Below are 16,720 nucleotides of genomic sequence, written 5' to 3'. Positions count from 1 at the left end.
AGGCTGTCCCCGGTATCAATGAGCCGGAGAGCACAGGAATCAATGGAGTGAATATCTTCATATAAAACGGCAGACGCCGTCAGCACTTATCGCTGACGGCGTCTGTTTTTATGGGAAAAATTCGTCTGTCTGTGGGGACACGGGCTTTTACAGTCCGGCTGAGAAAGCAATCACTGTTTTTGCCGGCCTGCAGTGTATGGCCCGGAGATGGGGCAGTTTTTACTGCTTATCATTTGCCGCCGGAGAGCAGAAGAGCTCTATGGGGACAATGGCGTCACAGAGTGCTTTCAGATTGCAGATCCGGTCATCACCCTGATCGGACAGAGGCGGAGTGTTGGCCCAGGGGCGTTTCAGGCAGATGGGCGATTGGGAGGAGCGGCGGTACAGGTACCGCCAGCGTGACGGATTATTGCTGGAATCTGCATCCAGGATCGCATAGGAGTCCTCGACCTGGAGATAGAGATTGGTTTCAATATAGATTCCCGCAATGATCTCTCCGTCACGCAGCACATCCATGATCCGGTTAGGATCTTCAGCGCCATTCAAAACCCGGACTTCAATTCCCTCAGGCAATGGGTACAGGGCCATCTGAAGATAGCGAAGCTGGAAACTGCGCAGGATAGAATCCCGGTTCTGATACAGGTAGTTCAGGATGCTGATGTTTTCCATTGGATTGCTCTCCGGGAACAGGGTGTCTGTGATTCTTTCGGTATTGGTGTCGGTCATAGAACGGATTACCTCCTGAAACTGCCGGGCTGTGTCGGCAGTGCGAAAGTTCTGCTGTTCATCTGCTTTCTGAATGATGGCATTCAGCCATCGCGTAATATCTCGCTGGAAGCTGATCTGCCGGATCTGATCCGGTCGCAGATCGCCAATGCTCTTTTGTGAAGGGCAGGTGCCGTATGGCGTCAGATAGCAGATTCCGGCAGGAAGCGCATGCCCCAGGTGTTCATAGTAGTGATAGTAGTCACAGAGCTGCTGATCCTGGTCTTCGGCCCAGATTTTCACCTCAATGGGAAAGACCTGCTTTCCGCCCCTGGTATAGAGGGCGATGTCCACCCGCCGGTTTGCATCTGTATGGTCCTCCAATTCGAGATAGGCGTAATCAAAATCTTCCGGAGGGCAGCTTTGCCCCAGAATATCGGTCAGAAACTGCTGCATCGGGAAAACTCCCAGCCCATGGGCCCCGTTTGGTTCCATCAGAGCTGCCAGCAGCCGGCAGATTGGCACCTCCCGGGAGCTTACCTGAAGAATATTCAGGAGATTGAACTGCGCAGCAGCAGGCTCTGGAATCAGTGGCCTGAGCTGATCCAAAAATGCGGAAAGATGGGTGAGGTCTCTCTGTGCCATGGGAATCCTCCTTATCGTTGGAATATATTCATTGTAACAGTCTGGATTGTGCGGTACAAGTGCGGCAGTGGGAAATGAGACATTTTTGTCCCGTTGATTTTTCTATACTGAGGAGGAAAGGAGGAGAGCGAAAGATGGAGAATCAGACAGAACAGCAGGAGCAGTGTTTTTTGCATCAGGGGTTCATTCTGAAGGAGCGTGTACTGGGGCTTGGTCCGCAGCGGGCAGAGAAGCTGCTGCAGACGCAGTATAAACTCTGCTGCACCTCTGCAGAACGGGCTGGAGATCAGATTTTGCTGCGCCGGCATTTTTATGTCTGCCCATGCTGCGGGGCACGAATTCCGGCCTATATCCGGTATTTTCCGACAAAAGGGCAGAAATCGCCGCCAGGCCTTTCGGATGATCTGATCCGGCAGTGGATTCGGTTTCCCCAGGCCGACAAACCGGTTTTACAGTTGAATCTGCCATTGACAGGCAAGAAGATTCTGATTTGTCCGGTGTGCGGTCTGGATGGTGCGAGAAGCGATGATATTCAGCTTGTGAAGCTGAAAGGAAAACCAGGCTGTATTACTGTTTCCGGCAAGCTGCGGAAGGGGGAAGGCTGCCCGTCAGCATGGCCTTGTCTGTCAGAGCATGAAACTGAGGTGGAAGAACGGGCAATCCTGGATATGGAGAATGGTTCCATTCGCCTGGTTCTGCAGGAAGCGGACAGGATTCTGTGGGAACGGCAGCTTATCAGATGGGAGTGCTGGTATCAGAAAGATCCGCTTCTGTCAGTCTTTTTCAGAAATCCATTTCTCCAGAAGTTCCGGAAGATGTTCCGGAAGTATTACCCGGGAGCGATCCCGTTTCAGGATGCGGAACTGCATCTGGAACAGATTTTATATCTGACCCGGTATATCGGATACAGCCGGTCGTTTTATCTGACAGTACAAACCCTTTTGCAGCCGCTTTCAGACATCGTCATGGAGGGCCTCGATCTGCCAACAGTTTCTGGAGGAATGCATCGGAAGGAGAAACTGCCTGGAATTATTCAAACCCTGGAAGTGTCAGGTTACCAGCCGATCAACCAGCTTCTCCAGAGCCGTCCGGAATTTCTGCTTTTCCTCGGGGAAATAGAACAACTGGAACGGCTGTTTGAGGATTCCAACTATCTCTATATGCTGATGAAATCACCACTGTCGATCTGGGTACTGTATTATCTGCATTTTTACGGGCGGATCTGGGAGGTATTAAGGCAGTTAAAAACGCAGTATGACAGTGAATGGATTTATCATCAACTGACAGATCTGTCCTCCCTGGAGTGTATGGTAGAGCTCTCTGCCATGGAGCCAGCTATGTACCGGAAGATGATCCAGGGACAGAGGGGAGCATGGAGGGCCAGTCCTTTGATTTTACAGCGCCGGATTCCTGAAATGCACGCCGGGCAGTTCTTTGCACCGGAGTTGGTCGGAGAGTACCTCTTCGCTTCGATGATGACTGCCTGGGAATTCAGCAAGGCCGAGCGGGATGGCGTTGAGTGTCTGAGGCTGTTTCAGAATATGGATTATGGCTATACCTATGTTGGGATCTGGAAGTGTGGGACATGCCGGGCTGTGCTGGAGATTCAGGATTATACCGTCTGCCGGATAGAGCCGAGCATCAACACCGATATACATAAATCCCGATTATTTCAGGCGGTACAGGAGTGGTGCAGCCAGATGTGGTATGATATTTTAGGAGACTGAACAGAAATGGCATGGTCTCGAGAGAAAGGAAAAAGCAATGATAGAGGTACATGGAAAATATGGAGAAGCAATCGTATTTACACAGCTTCTGGAACCATCGGCAGAAAAACAGATCCGCACATTTTGCGATCGGCCTCAGTCGGAGAACAGTAAAATCCGGATTATGCCGGATGTACATACCGGAAAAGGCTGTGTAATCGGACTGACCATGACGATTACAGATCAGGTGATTCCCAATCTGGTGGGAGTGGATATTGGATGTGGAATGCTGACGGTGAAGCTGAAAGAAAAGCGGCTGAACTTTCCCGAGCTTGACAGCGTAATCCGGGCCAATATTCCCTATGGCCGCAATGTTCGGGAACGGCTGCACCGGAGTCATGGTCGTCTGGATATCCAGAAGCTGTGCTGCTTTAAGAAAATCGATACCCGCCGGGCGTTGGAAAGTCTGGGATCGTTGGGAGGAGGAAACCATTTTATCGAAGTCGATACAGATGGGGAGAGCCTCTATCTTGTGATCCATACAGGGAGCCGGAATCCAGGACTTCGGGTAGCGGAATACTACCAGAAAATCGCCTATAAGGAATGTGGAGGGCGCACTCAGACAGAAATCCCCTATGGGCTGGCATATCTGACCGGAAACGCAATGCAGGAGTATCTTCATGACATGGAGATTATGCAGAAGTTTGCGGACCTGAACCGAACAATCATCAAGGAGGAGATCCTGGATCGCCTGCATCTGACAGAGGAAAGCAGTTTTACAACGATTCACAACTATATTGATATGGAGCAGATGATCCTGCGGAAGGGCGCTGTATCAGCGAAAGAAGGAGAGAGACTGCTGATCCCGATGAATATGCGGGACGGGAGCCTTATCTGCACAGGGCTTGTGGAAACAGTGACTGGAACTGCAGTGCACCTCATGGCGCTGGACGAAGGCTGAGCAGGAAAGAGACCATGAACAACTATACTCTTCATGATTTTAAGGAGAGCATGAAGGGCATTTACACCTCCTCTGTGTCAAAGAATACCATAGACGAGTGTCCCATGGCCTACAAGCCAATGGATGAAATCCTTGAGAATGTGCGGGATACTGTCCGGATCGATCAGGTTATCAAGCCTGTCTACAATTTCAAGGCCAGTGATCGGTAAATCATGGCCTGAACAGACAAGAAAGCTGCCATATCTCAGATATGGCAGCTTTTCTATTGGTCTGTGGATCCAGTTGACTTTGTACCCGTCAGCGGAGGAGTCCCACATAGGTTATTTCTTTGACGGCTTGTATTCACTCAGGCAATAACCGAGTTTTTTTACACAAAAGTCAGCCTTGTCGGCCTGACTCATCTCTGCTTTATCGGCAAGATACTCCTTGACAAGGCTTTCCCGCTTGGGTAGCTTGACCTTTGCATCAAACTCCTTGTCAAAATCGCGTGCAATTGCCAGCTTTTCGTTTTTGAAAAAGCTCTTCATTTCTTTGATTTCGGGATTCTTTTCCTCGGAGTCAGAGAGGCCGATTCTGGTAGTACAGGAAATGAGACCTTCGGGATTTGCATTGTGCATCAGAATGTCGTTTTGCTTTCCTTCCGCATATTTTTCCCGGATCAGCGGGCTGAGCTCAGACTGTGACTTCAGCTGTCCATTTACAGTGGTGTATTTCAGCAGGAACGAAAGATAGTAATCACCCAGCGAAAGACAGAGATCTACGCCATTTCTCTGGTCATCGGTGCTGTGATGAAAGTACAGTATATCGTATTCTTTCTGTTCCGGTCGACCGTGGACAAACGGATCGGGAAAACAGTTCTGGTTGTAGTAATAGGCCTCAACCCACAGGGGCTCAACAGTGACGTCATCAACCTGAACCACATAGTCGGTCAGCAGCAATTTTCCGATTTCCTGCAGGCTTTTTACAATCGCTTCATGGTCTGTCTGAGTTTCCAGTTCCTTTACTTTGTTCTTCAGAATATCCATTTTCACTTCTCCTTTCCGGGTGTCACAGGGCTGAAAGACAGATTTTCCATCGTCTTCACTCCTGTCATCATGATAGCAGGGGAAACACAGCGCTGCAAGGTGTGCAGTCGGCAGTGGGACATTTTTGTCCCACAGGGCTTTCGGCGACCAACGCGGGGAAATCCAAACAACCCGCAGGGCCGGATTCCAGTTTAAGCGGGACAAAAAGGGACATGTCCGATGATATATTGAAAGCACATCCAGGACGAAAGGAAGTTTTTATGATGAGTGCTTTTGATCGAATTATCGGATATGCCTTGGTAAAAAGGGAGCTTCAGCAGATCAGTGATACCCTGAAAACCCGGGAGGCATACAGCTGGTTGGGTGTTTCGGCACCGAAAGGGGCTGCTGCTTTATGGCGAGCCGGGGGTGGGGAAGTCGCTGATGGCCGAAGCTCTGATCGAAGAAAGCGGCTGCCGCTCTTTCTTTTGCTGGAAAGATGCGTCCGGGACATTGTTTATTTGGGAGCAGCTTGCTGCAGCGGAAGTTGAGCGCTATTACAGAAAGGCAAAGGAAATTTTTGCACAGAATCAGGATTTCCTCGAGAAAATGGCCCCAGCACTTGTGGATCGGGGCTTCTGCTGTCCAGGAAGTGAAGAATAATGGCCATATTATACCTTATACGCTGAGGGATCTGATATAAGAGAATACAATTGGGAAGAGAAAATATGGTGCAGCTGATTTTCCTTGAGCCCGGGGAGCTTGTTTGACTTCATAACAATGATCCGCTACACTATAAGCAAAAGCAGCAGTTCAGGAGGGATCAAAATGGAGAGTCTGGAGCCCAAAAAACTAGCCTTACTCCGAATCTGGCAGATTCTCAAGCAGTACAGTGATTGCGACCATCCGCTGACACAGGAAACGATTGCGCACTATCTGGATCACGATTATGGGATTGTAATGGAGCGAAAGGCGATCGGCAGAAACCTTTCCCTTCTCAAGGAAGCCGGCGCAGATATTGCTTCAGTGCGGGAGGGAAGCTATCTGGTGTGCCGGGAGTTTGAGGATTCAGAGCTGCGCATGATGATTGATGGAATCCTGAGCAGCCGGTATATTACCACCCGGCATTCGAAAGATCTGATTGACCGGATCTGTCAGCTCTCCAATCGGTATTTCAAGGCACGGGTGCGGTATATCTGTTCAGTGGGCGATTGGGGCAAAACCGAGAACCAGTCCCTCTTTTACAATATCGATGTCATTGATTCCGCCATCGAGCAGGGCAAACAGATCCATTACAATTACAACAAATTCGGACTGGATAAAAAGCTGCACTGGTCTTCTCATCAGTATGTAAGTCCCTATCAGATGATCCTCCACAATCAGAGGTACTACCTGATGGCATATAGTGAATACTGGGGCAATATGGTATTCCACAGACTGGACCGGATCACCAGTATCAAGATTGCAGATCGAAAAGCAACCCCGCTGCGAAACATTCCTGGATACGAGCAGGGAGTGAATTATCAGGAACTTGCCTCCGGTTTGCCCTATATGTATACAGATCCCAAGGAGACAATCCGTTTTCTTGCGGATAAGGAGATTGTCGATCAGATTGTTGACTGGTTTGGCCCTGAGGTTGAGATGAGAGAAGCGAAAGATTCCACAAAGGTCCATGTCACAGTTCGGGTGAGCCCCAATGCTATGGAGCACTGGGCGATGCAATATATCAATCATGTGGAGATCCTTGCGCCGGAGTCGTTCCGGAGCAGAATCCGTGGGGTTCTGGAAACGGGACTTGCAAAATACAGTCAGAACACAGAGGAAAAGTAAAAGCAGATCTTTTTTGAATATTCTGAAATCAAAAAAACAGAGGAGCCCAAAAGACTCCCCTGTTTTTATTTGGCTGATACAGGACAAGAGACCGAGCAGATTTTATAGTTTATCAGTCAATCCCGTCTTCCCAGCTGATGCAGTTCAGTGCGCCTCCTTTCTTCGGTATTGCGGAGAGCAGAACCGGAACTATGTCTTTCCGGAACAGACCGGAAGCCTCCTTCAGCGCATCCGCATCTGTGAAAATACCAAACACAGGAAGAAATATGTGCTTGGGTGTTTCCAGATAGTTCAGATAAGAACCCACTGCGCTGATACCTCCAGAGTAGAAATATGGAAATTCCACCACAGTAAATCCAAGTTCTCGCAGGGCCTGGGACTGGCGCTGCTCCAGTCCGCGTTTGAAAGAGGTTTTATTGATCAGGACAGTATCTTCAGACAAAAACCGCACCATTCCATCGGCATGCCCAGTGAAGTCAGAGGGCAGGGATTCGATGAAGATAATTCTGGCGTCCAGAAGTTTTGAAAGCTCTTTTTCCAATGTTTCCCGATTCCATTCCGGGTTTTCGGAAAAGATCCGGTCACTGATGATCACCGTTTTCCTGGATGGCGAAAATACTGCGTTGCCACCATCCAGATTGATGCTGGAATAGCGGGTCGGGAAGGGGAAGCGGATGTCGGTCCGATAGTTGGTGTACTCTGCCGGACAATCCGCCATGTAACTTGGACTGTATCGGAATGACAGGAGTTCTCCTTTGTGGCTCCGGATGGGCATATAGTCTCTGGCCCAGATATTTTTTCCGCCATCAAAGAGGCAAAAATCCTCTCTATGGGACCTAAGTGCGGAAAAGAGCACATCAGCGTCTTGGGTATAGGGGGGATTTTTCAGCAAAGAAGAAAAATAGAGCATAGCGCAGACCGGTCCTTTATTTTTAGATTGAAAAGCTTTTGAAACTGTGTGACAGAGGCTGATGGACAGCAGGAGGATTATGTTTGGCAGTACAAAAATCAGGGTTAAGCATCGTTTTTGACTTTGCCATGCTGATGGTACGCCTAAAGAAGTTTGGAATGCATCTGCATGGATCAGACTCCCTGCAATAAGAGATTCAAATATTCTGTCAGAGTTATCGTTTCAATAGCTTTTCCTTGATTATACCACGAGAAAGGTCCTGTATTTAGGACATACAGGAAAAAGCATGCCAAAATTGCTTTCATCCATGAGATATTGTATCATCTGGAAGCTATGTTGTTTCTGCTTTTTGCGGAATAGATGGGGATGTCTTTACTGCTGCGGCTTTGCAGAACCGTGTGAGTTATTCAGTATGTTGAGTGACTATTCCGGACACTTTCTCCGGCTTGCCCGGCATCCATCTGCACCAATGGCTTAGAAATGGAGGAATTCTGATGAAAAGATGGCTTGCGGCTGCAGCAGCGCTGCTGATAGTACTCTCCGGATGCGCAGGACATCCGGCATCCTCTTCCGGATCTGAATCGCTGCCGGAGGAAACCTCTTCAAGTTCCGGCCCGGAAGCAATGCCAGAGTTTCCGGCTGAGGATTCTTTTGGGGAGACGGCATACTACTGGACCGATGACGTCGATCGGGTATCGCAGCTCTGGGAGCTTCAGCACCGGGAAACGCTTACTGAAGAGGAAGCCCTCACGCTGGCAGAGGATCTGACAGAGAAGGCACACTACCTCAACTATCTGACCTATGGGGAAGAAGTTTATCGGGAGGAGGGGCTGGTGTCCATTATTCGCTGGGATACCGACAGTACCGATGGAGTGCCGGAAAAGGTGGAAATTTTGAGTCCGGATGGTCGGTACACCCAGGAGTTCCTGCTGGTTCATCATCTGCCCTACTCGTCTGTCGGGGAGATGCGTCAGGACCTCCTGACTGTGTTTGAACCGCAGGCAGCGGACCTGTCCCATTTCTTTTATGACCCGGAGACGGGATATGGCATGTACTGGGATCTGAACGATCATCTCTATGTCCTTGGCAGTGTAGGCAGCGTTGCAAGGCCGTTCCAATGGGATTTTGAAACAGCAGAAATTGTGGAACAGGCTGAAGACCGGATTGCAATTGAGGCGGATGCGAGCCTGGTCGAGAGCTGGCGGGACACACTGGTGCTGGTACGGGAAGACGGAATCTGGCGTCTGACCGATAGTTATTACGCCAAGCAGGAGTAGATTTTCCGGCGAACTTCAGCCCGGCGCCGGGTGCAGACCGCCCCGAAGCGTGAAAGGAGGAACGCGGAATATGAAACGGATTCTGGCATTGGGAGCGGCACTTCTGATGATTCTCTGCGGTTGTGGGGAAGAACCGGCTGTTCCGGCCCGGAAAGTCACGGATGCCCAGGAACTGGAGCAGCTGTGGCAGGAGTATTTTTCCATGGCGCTTCTTCCGCTTCAGGATGAGTTCACCGCCCCGGAGGACATTGATCCGAATGATCTGGCAGAGTACTGTCTTTACAGCTATCTCCATGAGAATGGCGGAGCAGCCGGACTGGAAGAGCTTGGCTGGGGTTGGTACCGGTTCCCGGAGGAAAAGATGGAACAGCAGATGGAGCGCTACTTTGGCAAAGTTCTGGATACGGTATGGGAACTGGACCCGGAGCGGCTGCGCAATCAGCTGGAATATGATGCTCAGACCCGGGATTTCCGGATTCGCTGGCCGCTTGAGAGCGACTGGGTTCTGCCTGGATACCGGAATGGGGACAGACCCTGGGGCAAGGAGCTGGAGAGCTTTCAGTACAACGGTGATGGGACGGCGACAGCAGTGATTTCTTCGGAAGACTCGCTCAATCCGGGCGGAGAACCCCTCAGCCGGGATTTCTACACCATGGAGGTGCGGGCAGAAGGAGATCTCATCTTCCGGTCGATGCGCACCATCGCCACACCAACCGATCAGGCCAATCTGTCCGGACAGGTGATTCCCATGCTGGAAATGAGCCGTCAGGAGTGGTTTTACCATGGATTCGGATGGTTCTATCCGATGAATGCACTGACTGTCGGTGATTCGCTGATCCTCGGCACATACAGCAGCCTGGATCAGGGCTCCGAGACCTGGAAGTTCTGGGAGTACTGTCCGCCGGACTGGCAGACACCCGACTGTGTGGAAATCCGGGTGCCTTCACTGTTCCAGGGATTTTCCCGGCTGATCCGGGGAAATGGTGCACCGTACCTTACCGGCGGGGACGGACTTTATCCCGTCCGGAGCAGCGGGTCAGAAGCCAGCGTGATCGGATTGCCGGAGGAGCTGATGAAGGCTATCGTCGGAGATGGGGATTCCAGCCGACAGCAGATTGGGGGATATGATGTGTCGGAAGATCTGCGGTACTGGGTGTGGACCGATCCCGAAGGACTGCAGTTGCTGGATACCGGAACCGGGGTAGTGCACTGTCTGCGGGAAAATAACTTCCGGAAAACAGAATATGGTACTGTGGGAGCCCAGGCTGACCCACGGATTCTGGGCGGCGGAAACTGGGTGCTCACCAGAACCTATGGATTCGAGTGGATCGAAGAGTGGATTCTGGTGTCGGTGGAAACCGGTGAGGAAGTCCTGTTTTCCCGGGATCGCTGGGAGATGAACTGTATTGGGGATAAAGGTCTGGTGCTGACTCAGCATACAACTGATTTTGAACCCGGGGGGCTTTATTACTTTGATTTCGGGACCGGAATGCTGGAGCAGCTGGACTTTGATGCCCGACAGTATACAGCAAAACACTGGATTGCCGGGGAAAGCGGGATGGCATTTGTCTGTGCCGAACAGGAACAGCAGGAGGATACTGTGCAGCGGCTGTACCGCTTTGACTTTGCGGACCGGAGCCTGGTGGATACCGGCGTGACTGTGTCTGGCCGGAATAATGTGTGGATTCAGCCTCTGGCAGTGACGCTGGAGGGCTGGATTCTGACCAGTTACTTTGTCCATGATGGTGAAAAGGGTGTAATCCTGGTGCCGGTTTCTGATGAGCTGTCCGGAACTGCCGGGACAGGTCCGAACGCATAGGAGAAAAGTGAATCAGAATAGCGGCAGTGTACCGCAACACTCGGGATAGCCAACCAAAAGGAGGATACGCTGTATGAAGAAAGGAAAAATCGGGCTGATGCTGGGACTGGCGGTTCTGTTGATCGCTCTGTCCGGCTGTGCGCCGTCCGGGGAGGATGTGCTGTCGGAACAGGAGAGTCAGCTGTCCGGTTCGACCATTTCCGAATCTGAACCCCCATCGCTGACAGCGGAAGAGAGTGCGCTGCTTTCAGAGCTTGCATCGGTCTACGAACTGAAGGCCGGTGGAAAGACTCTGGAAGAGGGGGAAGAACTTGATTCACCAGAGCTGCTGGGATTTGGGGTTCTCAGAATGTACAGACTGGATGAGCAGTTCCGGGATTCGGAGGGAGGCTGGCGTATTCCAAAACGTGTTCTCGGAGAGGCGTGCGGCCTGTTCTTCCAGGGAGATCAGCCCGGTCTGGATTCCGATGCTTCCATACATTTTTCCACCTACCTGGACGAGCAAACGCTTCCCTTCACCTTACAAGAGGAATCAGCTGTATCTCCGGAGCCCGGAATCTGGGAGGTGACCTATCAGCGGCAAAGTGACCGTGGAATCCTGACTCCGGTGACCTATCGGTTTGTCTGCTGTGAGCTTGAGGAAGTACCGCCGCTGTTTGAGGAAACTTTCCAGCCAGGGGATGCACTGTTCCAGTTGGTGAGCGTAACGCAGCGTACAGATCTGCTGCCGGAACAGGAGTCCCAGGTGATTGAGATCTCTACTGCCGAGGAACTGCTGGCTGCTGCCAAGCGCATCAATGAGAGTGGGTATCTCCAGCAGAATGACACTTATCTGCTTACAGCGGATATTGACCTGACCGGCGTGGAATGGACTCCCATCGGGTTCAATGAGCGGGTGCTGACCTTCCAGGATGAAGACGACCCGGAGCGGGACCCAAGCCGGCAGGGCTTCAACGGCGTGTTTGACGGACAGGGACATACAATCACTGGATTGACCATTACTGAGGAACAAGGTGCTGCTTTCATAGAGGTTCGATCGCGGAAATTCCCCAAGGAAACCATGAGCGGCATGGGATTGTTTGCGCTGATCGGACAGAACGGCACAGTGCGGGATCTCCGGCTGGAAAATGCCCAAGTGTTGGGAGGGTCCGCGAGTGGAAGCCGCTATGTGGGCTTGCTGGCTGGAACCTGTTACGGAACAGTGGAGAGGGTCTCAGTTCAGGGAACTGTGAGCGGAAACAGCTATACCGGCGGTTTGATCGGGCAGCTGATGAGTCTCGGTTCCGAAGCAGTGGTCCGTGACTGCACCGCCGAAGTGGAAGTGGAGTGCAACCGGTATGTCGGCGGGCTGATTGGAATATCCTCTGGCGGTATTACTGCGGATTGTCAGGTATCGGGAGCGGTACACGCAGTTCCGGATGGGGAGGTTATCCCTTCGGACATCGGCGGTCTGGTGGGCCGCTGCTCCAGCGGTAATTTTGTGCGCTGTCATGCACAGGCGGAGGTATTCACCCATGCGGAAGCCTGGTATGTAGGCGGATTTTGTGGCATGGCCAACGGAGGAAGCATTCTGGACTGCACTGTGGATGGCAGCCTGACTGCAGCCTGGGAGCCGGTAAATGACTACTATAATCTGGTTCCGGAGGAGCCGGAGGTCGAAATTCTCGGATAAACCCGAAACATACTCATAGCTTTATACCGCCGGCTGCGGTCATTCTGATCGATTGGATGTCCTGATGGCATTCTGCCTCAGATCTGGCGGGGTAGAAAACGCCTGTTTTACAGAAACCTCAGGTACTCTGAGATTGTACTCGGAAAATTGCTTTGGGAAGTTTCTTTTTCATCAGGAAATCACTTGGTGTGATCGATCATAGCTTTAGTTTAATATTGGCCTGTGCCATTTCCCGATAGCTATCGTTAGTGAGTCATTAGCGTTCTCAGGGCGAGTCGCTGGAGAAGAAAAAGGACACTTGTAGAGAAACCAAAGGTTCCGATCCCCTAAAAGCGAAGCGGAAAACCGCCCGCAAGCGCGGGTTTTACACGAGTTGCAAAACCCGGTGCTCCAGAAAGAAAAGGCTCCCGAATCAGGGAGCCTTTTCTTTCTGGAGCTAGTGACACGACTTGAACGCGCGATCTGCTGATTACGAAGGGTAGCCAACCCATTTAAATAGCGCAGAATGGGTTTCTTTGGCTCTTTTCGCTAGCTATTTGCATCTTCTTTGGCACTCCTTGTCCCACTGGTTCCATAAGGAGATTTCCCCGTATGGGTCAGGGTGTGGGTCAGAGAAGACATGAGAAATGATCTTTTTACCAATATACCATCGGTATCAAAGAAATCAAGTTTTTGGATGTGAAAGCAATAGACACATAGTAAAGGCAAAGGTGCAGTTATACAGGAACAGCTTTTCCATGTTCAAGCCGGATCAGCCGTGTACAACCGGTGAGAGTGGAAGGACGGTGTGATACCAGCAAGAGCATCTTGTCACTGCACGCCTTCTGCAGTGTATACAGCAGTTCCTTTTCCCGGAGGATGTCCAGGCTACTGGTTGGCTCATCCATTACGATGAGATCCGGGTCCAGCAGCATGGTCCGGGCGATTCCAACCCGCTGTCTTTCTCCTCCCGAAAGTCGGCTACCCATTTCTCCCATTGGAGTATCATATCCTTCGGGGAGCGTGGAGATAAAGTCATGAAGGCCTGCCCGACGGGCAGCAGTCTGGATTTCAGTTAGAGTGGCATCCGGTTTGCCAATGGCAATGTTTTCGGCGATGGTGCCCTGGAAAAGGAAGGTGTCCTGCTCCAGGACAGCTATACGCCGGCGCAGCTCCTGGGGGTCAATTTCTTCCAGAGGGATACCGTTGATGCGGATCTGACCGGAATCCGGTTCCCAGAAACGGAGGAGAAGACGCAGCACAGTGGATTTACCGATGCCGCTTTCTCCCATGATACCCAGTTTGTCTCCCGGGTTCAGCAGCAGACTAAAGTGGTCGAGCACAGGTTTGGACTGACCAGCATAGGAAAAGTTTACCCGGTCAAATTCTACCTGGCGGATAGGCCCACAGCTCTTAGGAGAAACTGGATGGGATACGGCGGGCGGCGTATCTTCCAGCTGGAAGAGCCGTTCTGCTGCAGCATAGGTTTCCAGAAGATTGGAAACCACCATGGTCAGTGACTGTGTGGAGGAGAAGGAGGCGGTGGCAGCAAATGAGAGAATCACAGTACCTGCCACCTGATCTGATCCGGTGGCAGCCAGATGGGAGGCAACAGCCAGGATCAGAATCCGTGCCAGATAAATAAAGAAAGTAGGAGCAGAGGAAACCGTCTGGCGGTGCAGGGTAAGACCATGGGCGGAGCGGTTGATCTGCTGGTTCTGGCGGAGGATCTGCTCCAGGCGCCGGGGGCCCCATCCAAAGATCTGGATATCCCGCAGACCATAGACGCTTTCCAGAACCATGGATTTCAGGGCGCCCAGACGCTGGCGGTATTCCATACCTACTTTTCGTCCCGAGCGCACTGCAATCAGAGGGAAGAGGAGGCTGACCACCAGATACACCGGCAGCAGTACAGCTGCAAACAGAGGATGGAAATGCAGTGCCAGCAGCAATGTCACACAGGGCAGGAGGATGACGGTGAACAGTGGCCCGATGGTATGGGCAAAGAAGAATTCAATGGTTTCAATATCCGATACAGCGATGCTGAGAATATCGCCCTTTTCACGGTCAATGAGGCAGGCCGGAGCCAGGGGACGGAGGGTGCGGTATAACTGGATCCGCATATCTGCCAGCAGCCGGTAGGCGCCGGCATGGGAGATTACACCTTCTGTATAGCGGCCGGCTACGATCACCACCGCACATCCTGCCATGGCCGCAGCGCACAACGCCGGATTTGCCGGTATCAGCTTCTGGCTGGCCAGAAGCAGCAGTGCACCCGAGGACATCAGGCCGATCTGGGCCAGATTTCCCAGAATGCTGGCCAGAGTGGAAATAATGAGCAACCCTTTCACCGGGGCAGCAATGCGCAGCAGTCTTCGGGTCATTTGGGGAATGGTATAGGAAAATCGTTTATTCATGGCAAAGCTCCTCCTCGCCCAGTTGCTCCAACTGGGCCTGTTCTTCCACCAGCCGACGATACAGGCCGCCCTGATTCATCAGCTCCGGATGACATCCCTGCTGGGATATGCGTCCCTGTTCCAGGACATAGATCCGGTGAGCGTTCCGGATGCTGGAAAGCCGGTGGGAAATCAGAACCAGCGTCCGGCTTTTGGCCAGCTCATCAATGCAGTTCCAGATTTCCCGTTCACTGTCCAGATCCACACTGGAAGTGGCTTCGTCCAGGATCAGGTATTCGGCCTGGCTCAGCAGCGCCCGGGCTATGCCCACCTTCTGCCGCTGTCCACCGGAAAGACGGCTTCCGGCATCTCCCACAGGTGTTTCCAGTTTTTCGGGTTGGGCCAGTACCCAGTCCAACAGTCGCACCTGGCCCAGTGCTTCCAGCAGCTGGTCATCGGTGGCATCCGGGGCAGCGATGCGCAGGTTTTCTGCCAGGGTGCCGGTAAAGAGATTTACCGTCTGCGGAACCATAGCAACCCGCCGGCGCAGCTCTTCCGGCGTCATACTGATATAGTCCCGGCCTTCCAGCAGGCAGCGCCCCTGGTCCAGGTCATAAAAACGCATGAGAATCCCGGCAATGGTGGATTTTCCACTGCCCGAAAGCCCCACCAGAGCCGTAACCTGTCCCTTGGGAATGTCCAGGGAAAGGTTTTCGAGGGTGGTGCCCCGGTGGGGATAGGAAAAGCGGATTCCCTCCAGCCGGATCCCCTCATAGGAGGGAACTTCCGGTGGGAGCTGGGGATTGTAGGGACGAGTGGTGTCGATGGCCAGCAGCTGCTCCATCTTGTCAGCGGCCGATACTCCGGCCAGCGCTGCGTGGGTAGAGGTCATCAGCTGGCGCACCGAGCCAAAAAAGCCAAAGGACAGCATCAGGAACATGAGGGATTGGCCAAAGGTGACCTGTTCCTGCGTCAGCTGCCAGGCTGTCAGGCATACCGCAGCGGTCATGGAGCCATAGATCAGTCCGTCTGTAACAAGGAAGGAGGCAAAGTTTACCTTCATTACATCCATGATGCGGGCATTGAAATCCCGGGAGCGTTCCTCAAGCCCCAGAGTACGATCCTCATCCCGGTCAAAGAGTTTGAGGGTGGTCAGACCCCGGACACTTTCCAGATAATAGCCAGTGAGTTGTTCCAGGCTTTTCCAGTATCCCGTTTTCAGAGACTCGATGTGCTGGCGGAAAAGGTTGTTTACCGGCATCAGCACCACCGAAGCGGCCAGCAACAGCACAGCCGGGAGAAAGGAGATCTCCCTCAACCGGAAAAACAGATAAACTGGGGCGGTAAGGCAGTAGATCAGTCCCGGAAGATACTTGCTGTAATAGACCTGCATGGATTCCACTCCATCCACGGCGGAGGTGATGGCGGAGGACGGGCCGATCACTTCAATATTGCCCACATCCAGCTCAAGTATTTTGGAGAAGATGGAAGTGCGCAATGATTGCCTGGCTTTGGCAGTGCATCGGTATTCGGCCTCGCCGGTGAGCAGTTCAGTGCCCAGCATCCACAGGGCAGTGAACAGTGCTCCCAGTATGGCATGCCGGGCATCTGCCAGGGTGAGCTGAGGCGAAGTAAGGTTCCCCAGATACCCGGATACAATTCCGGCAAAGGTCGCAGTACCGACAAGGGTCAGCAGCTTCAGGCCTGCAATGGCAAGGATCCATCCCCACAATCCCCGGGCCATCCGGAGCAGGGTGCGATTGAGTAAAAGCATGGCAACATATCCCTTCTTTCCTGACACAGAGCCCAGAGAATA

General features: G+C 52.2%; 11 protein-coding genes and 1 pseudogene. 7 read left to right on the top strand and 5 right to left on the bottom strand.

From position 1 onward, the window contains the following. Positions 1-219: 219 nt before the first annotated feature. The gene (locus tag H9X81_RS06975; RefSeq protein WP_204720845.1) at positions 220-1,350 is read right to left on the bottom strand and encodes a PD-(D/E)XK nuclease family protein; all 1,131 of its coding nucleotides are present in this window, start codon (positions 1,348-1,350) and stop codon (positions 220-222) included. Positions 1,351-1,484: 134 nt separating this feature from the next. Here H9X81_RS06975 and H9X81_RS06970 point away from each other — a divergent pair, with 134 nt between their 5' ends. Both H9X81_RS06970 and H9X81_RS06965 read left to right on the top strand, forming a co-directional pair. Then, on the top strand, positions 1,485-3,077 hold the full coding sequence (locus H9X81_RS06970) for a hypothetical protein (protein WP_204720843.1): 1,593 nt from the start codon (positions 1,485-1,487) through the stop codon (positions 3,075-3,077). 37 nt (positions 3,078-3,114) lie between these two features. Further along, positions 3,115-4,226 (top strand): annotated as a pseudogene (locus H9X81_RS06965) (RtcB family protein). 111 nt (positions 4,227-4,337) lie between these two features. On the opposite strand, the gene H9X81_RS06960 reads toward H9X81_RS06965, so the two are convergent. Next, positions 4,338-5,042, bottom strand: coding sequence for a hypothetical protein (locus H9X81_RS06960; RefSeq protein WP_204720842.1), 705 nt, complete (start codon positions 5,040-5,042; stop codon positions 4,338-4,340). Between the two features lie 363 nt (positions 5,043-5,405). On the opposite strand from H9X81_RS06960, the gene H9X81_RS06955 reads away from it, so the two are divergent. Both H9X81_RS06955 and H9X81_RS06950 read left to right on the top strand, forming a co-directional pair. Next, on the top strand, positions 5,406-5,684 hold the full coding sequence (locus H9X81_RS06955) for an AAA family ATPase (protein ID WP_345941531.1): 279 nt from the start codon (positions 5,406-5,408) through the stop codon (positions 5,682-5,684). A 165-nt stretch (positions 5,685-5,849) separates the two neighbouring features. Beyond that, positions 5,850-6,851, top strand: coding sequence for a WYL domain-containing protein (locus tag H9X81_RS06950; RefSeq protein ID WP_204720837.1), 1,002 nt, complete (start codon positions 5,850-5,852; stop codon positions 6,849-6,851). 112 nt (positions 6,852-6,963) lie between these two features. Here H9X81_RS06950 and H9X81_RS06945 read toward each other — a convergent pair whose 3' ends face one another. After that, entirely contained in the window at positions 6,964-7,761 is a 798-nt protein-coding gene (locus tag H9X81_RS06945) for an agmatine deiminase family protein (RefSeq protein WP_204720835.1), read from the bottom strand. A 623-nt stretch (positions 7,762-8,384) separates the two neighbouring features. Between H9X81_RS06945 and H9X81_RS06940 the strand changes: the two genes are divergently transcribed. From H9X81_RS06940 to H9X81_RS06930, 3 genes are all read left to right on the top strand, one after another. Next, a complete protein-coding gene (locus H9X81_RS06940; RefSeq protein ID WP_204720833.1) occupies positions 8,385-9,038 on the top strand; it encodes a hypothetical protein in 654 nt (217 codons plus the stop codon). A 70-nt stretch (positions 9,039-9,108) separates the two neighbouring features. Further along, the gene (locus tag H9X81_RS06935) at positions 9,109-10,857 is read left to right on the top strand and encodes a hypothetical protein (protein WP_204720831.1); all 1,749 of its coding nucleotides are present in this window, start codon (positions 9,109-9,111) and stop codon (positions 10,855-10,857) included. 73 nt (positions 10,858-10,930) lie between these two features. Continuing rightward, positions 10,931-12,529 carry a GLUG motif-containing protein gene (locus H9X81_RS06930; protein ID WP_204720829.1) on the top strand — a complete coding sequence of 533 codons (1,599 nt, stop codon included), beginning with the start codon at positions 10,931-10,933 and terminating at the stop codon, positions 12,527-12,529. 716 nt (positions 12,530-13,245) lie between these two features. On the opposite strand, the gene cydC is transcribed toward H9X81_RS06930, so the two are convergent. Together cydC and H9X81_RS06920 are read right to left on the bottom strand one after the other, a co-directional pair. Then, positions 13,246-14,925 (bottom strand): thiol reductant ABC exporter subunit CydC, encoded by a 1,680-nt coding sequence (gene cydC, locus H9X81_RS06925; protein WP_204720826.1) that lies wholly within the window; start codon positions 14,923-14,925, stop codon positions 13,246-13,248. Beyond that, entirely contained in the window at positions 14,918-16,678 is a 1,761-nt protein-coding gene (locus H9X81_RS06920; RefSeq protein WP_243424065.1) for an ABC transporter ATP-binding protein/permease, read from the bottom strand. Before H9X81_RS06920 ends, cydC begins: the two co-directional genes overlap by 8 nt. Between the last annotated feature and the right edge of the window lie 42 nt (positions 16,679-16,720).

This window comes from Hydrogenoanaerobacterium saccharovorans, from assembly GCF_016901815.1.
Lineage (GTDB): Bacteria > Bacillota > Clostridia > Oscillospirales > Ruminococcaceae > Avimicrobium > Avimicrobium caecorum.
The sequence above is the reverse complement of the archived record's forward strand: the minus strand, read 5'-3'. Positions and strand labels throughout refer to the sequence as shown.

Bases quoted from the DNA above. Each gene is read 5' to 3' on its own strand.
- H9X81_RS06945 (WP_204720835.1), bottom strand. From the start codon at position 7,761: ATGCTCTATTTTTCTTCTTTGCTGAAAAATCCCCCCTATACCCAAGAC.
- H9X81_RS06920 (WP_243424065.1), bottom strand. From the start codon at position 16,678: ATGCTTTTACTCAATCGCACCCTGCTCCGGATGGCCCGGGGATTGTGG.
- H9X81_RS06940 (WP_204720833.1), top strand. From the start codon at position 8,385: ATGCCAGAGTTTCCGGCTGAGGATTCTTTTGGGGAGACGGCATACTAC.
- H9X81_RS06935 (WP_204720831.1), top strand. From the start codon at position 9,109: ATGAAACGGATTCTGGCATTGGGAGCGGCACTTCTGATGATTCTCTGC.
- H9X81_RS06950 (WP_204720837.1), top strand. From the start codon at position 5,850: ATGGAGAGTCTGGAGCCCAAAAAACTAGCCTTACTCCGAATCTGGCAG.
- cydC (WP_204720826.1), bottom strand. From the start codon at position 14,925: ATGAATAAACGATTTTCCTATACCATTCCCCAAATGACCCGAAGACTG.
- H9X81_RS06930 (WP_204720829.1), top strand. From the start codon at position 10,931: ATGAAGAAAGGAAAAATCGGGCTGATGCTGGGACTGGCGGTTCTGTTG.
- H9X81_RS06975 (WP_204720845.1), bottom strand. From the start codon at position 1,350: ATGGCACAGAGAGACCTCACCCATCTTTCCGCATTTTTGGATCAGCTC.
- H9X81_RS06960 (WP_204720842.1), bottom strand. From the start codon at position 5,042: ATGGATATTCTGAAGAACAAAGTAAAGGAACTGGAAACTCAGACAGAC.
- H9X81_RS06970 (WP_204720843.1), top strand. From the start codon at position 1,485: ATGGAGAATCAGACAGAACAGCAGGAGCAGTGTTTTTTGCATCAGGGG.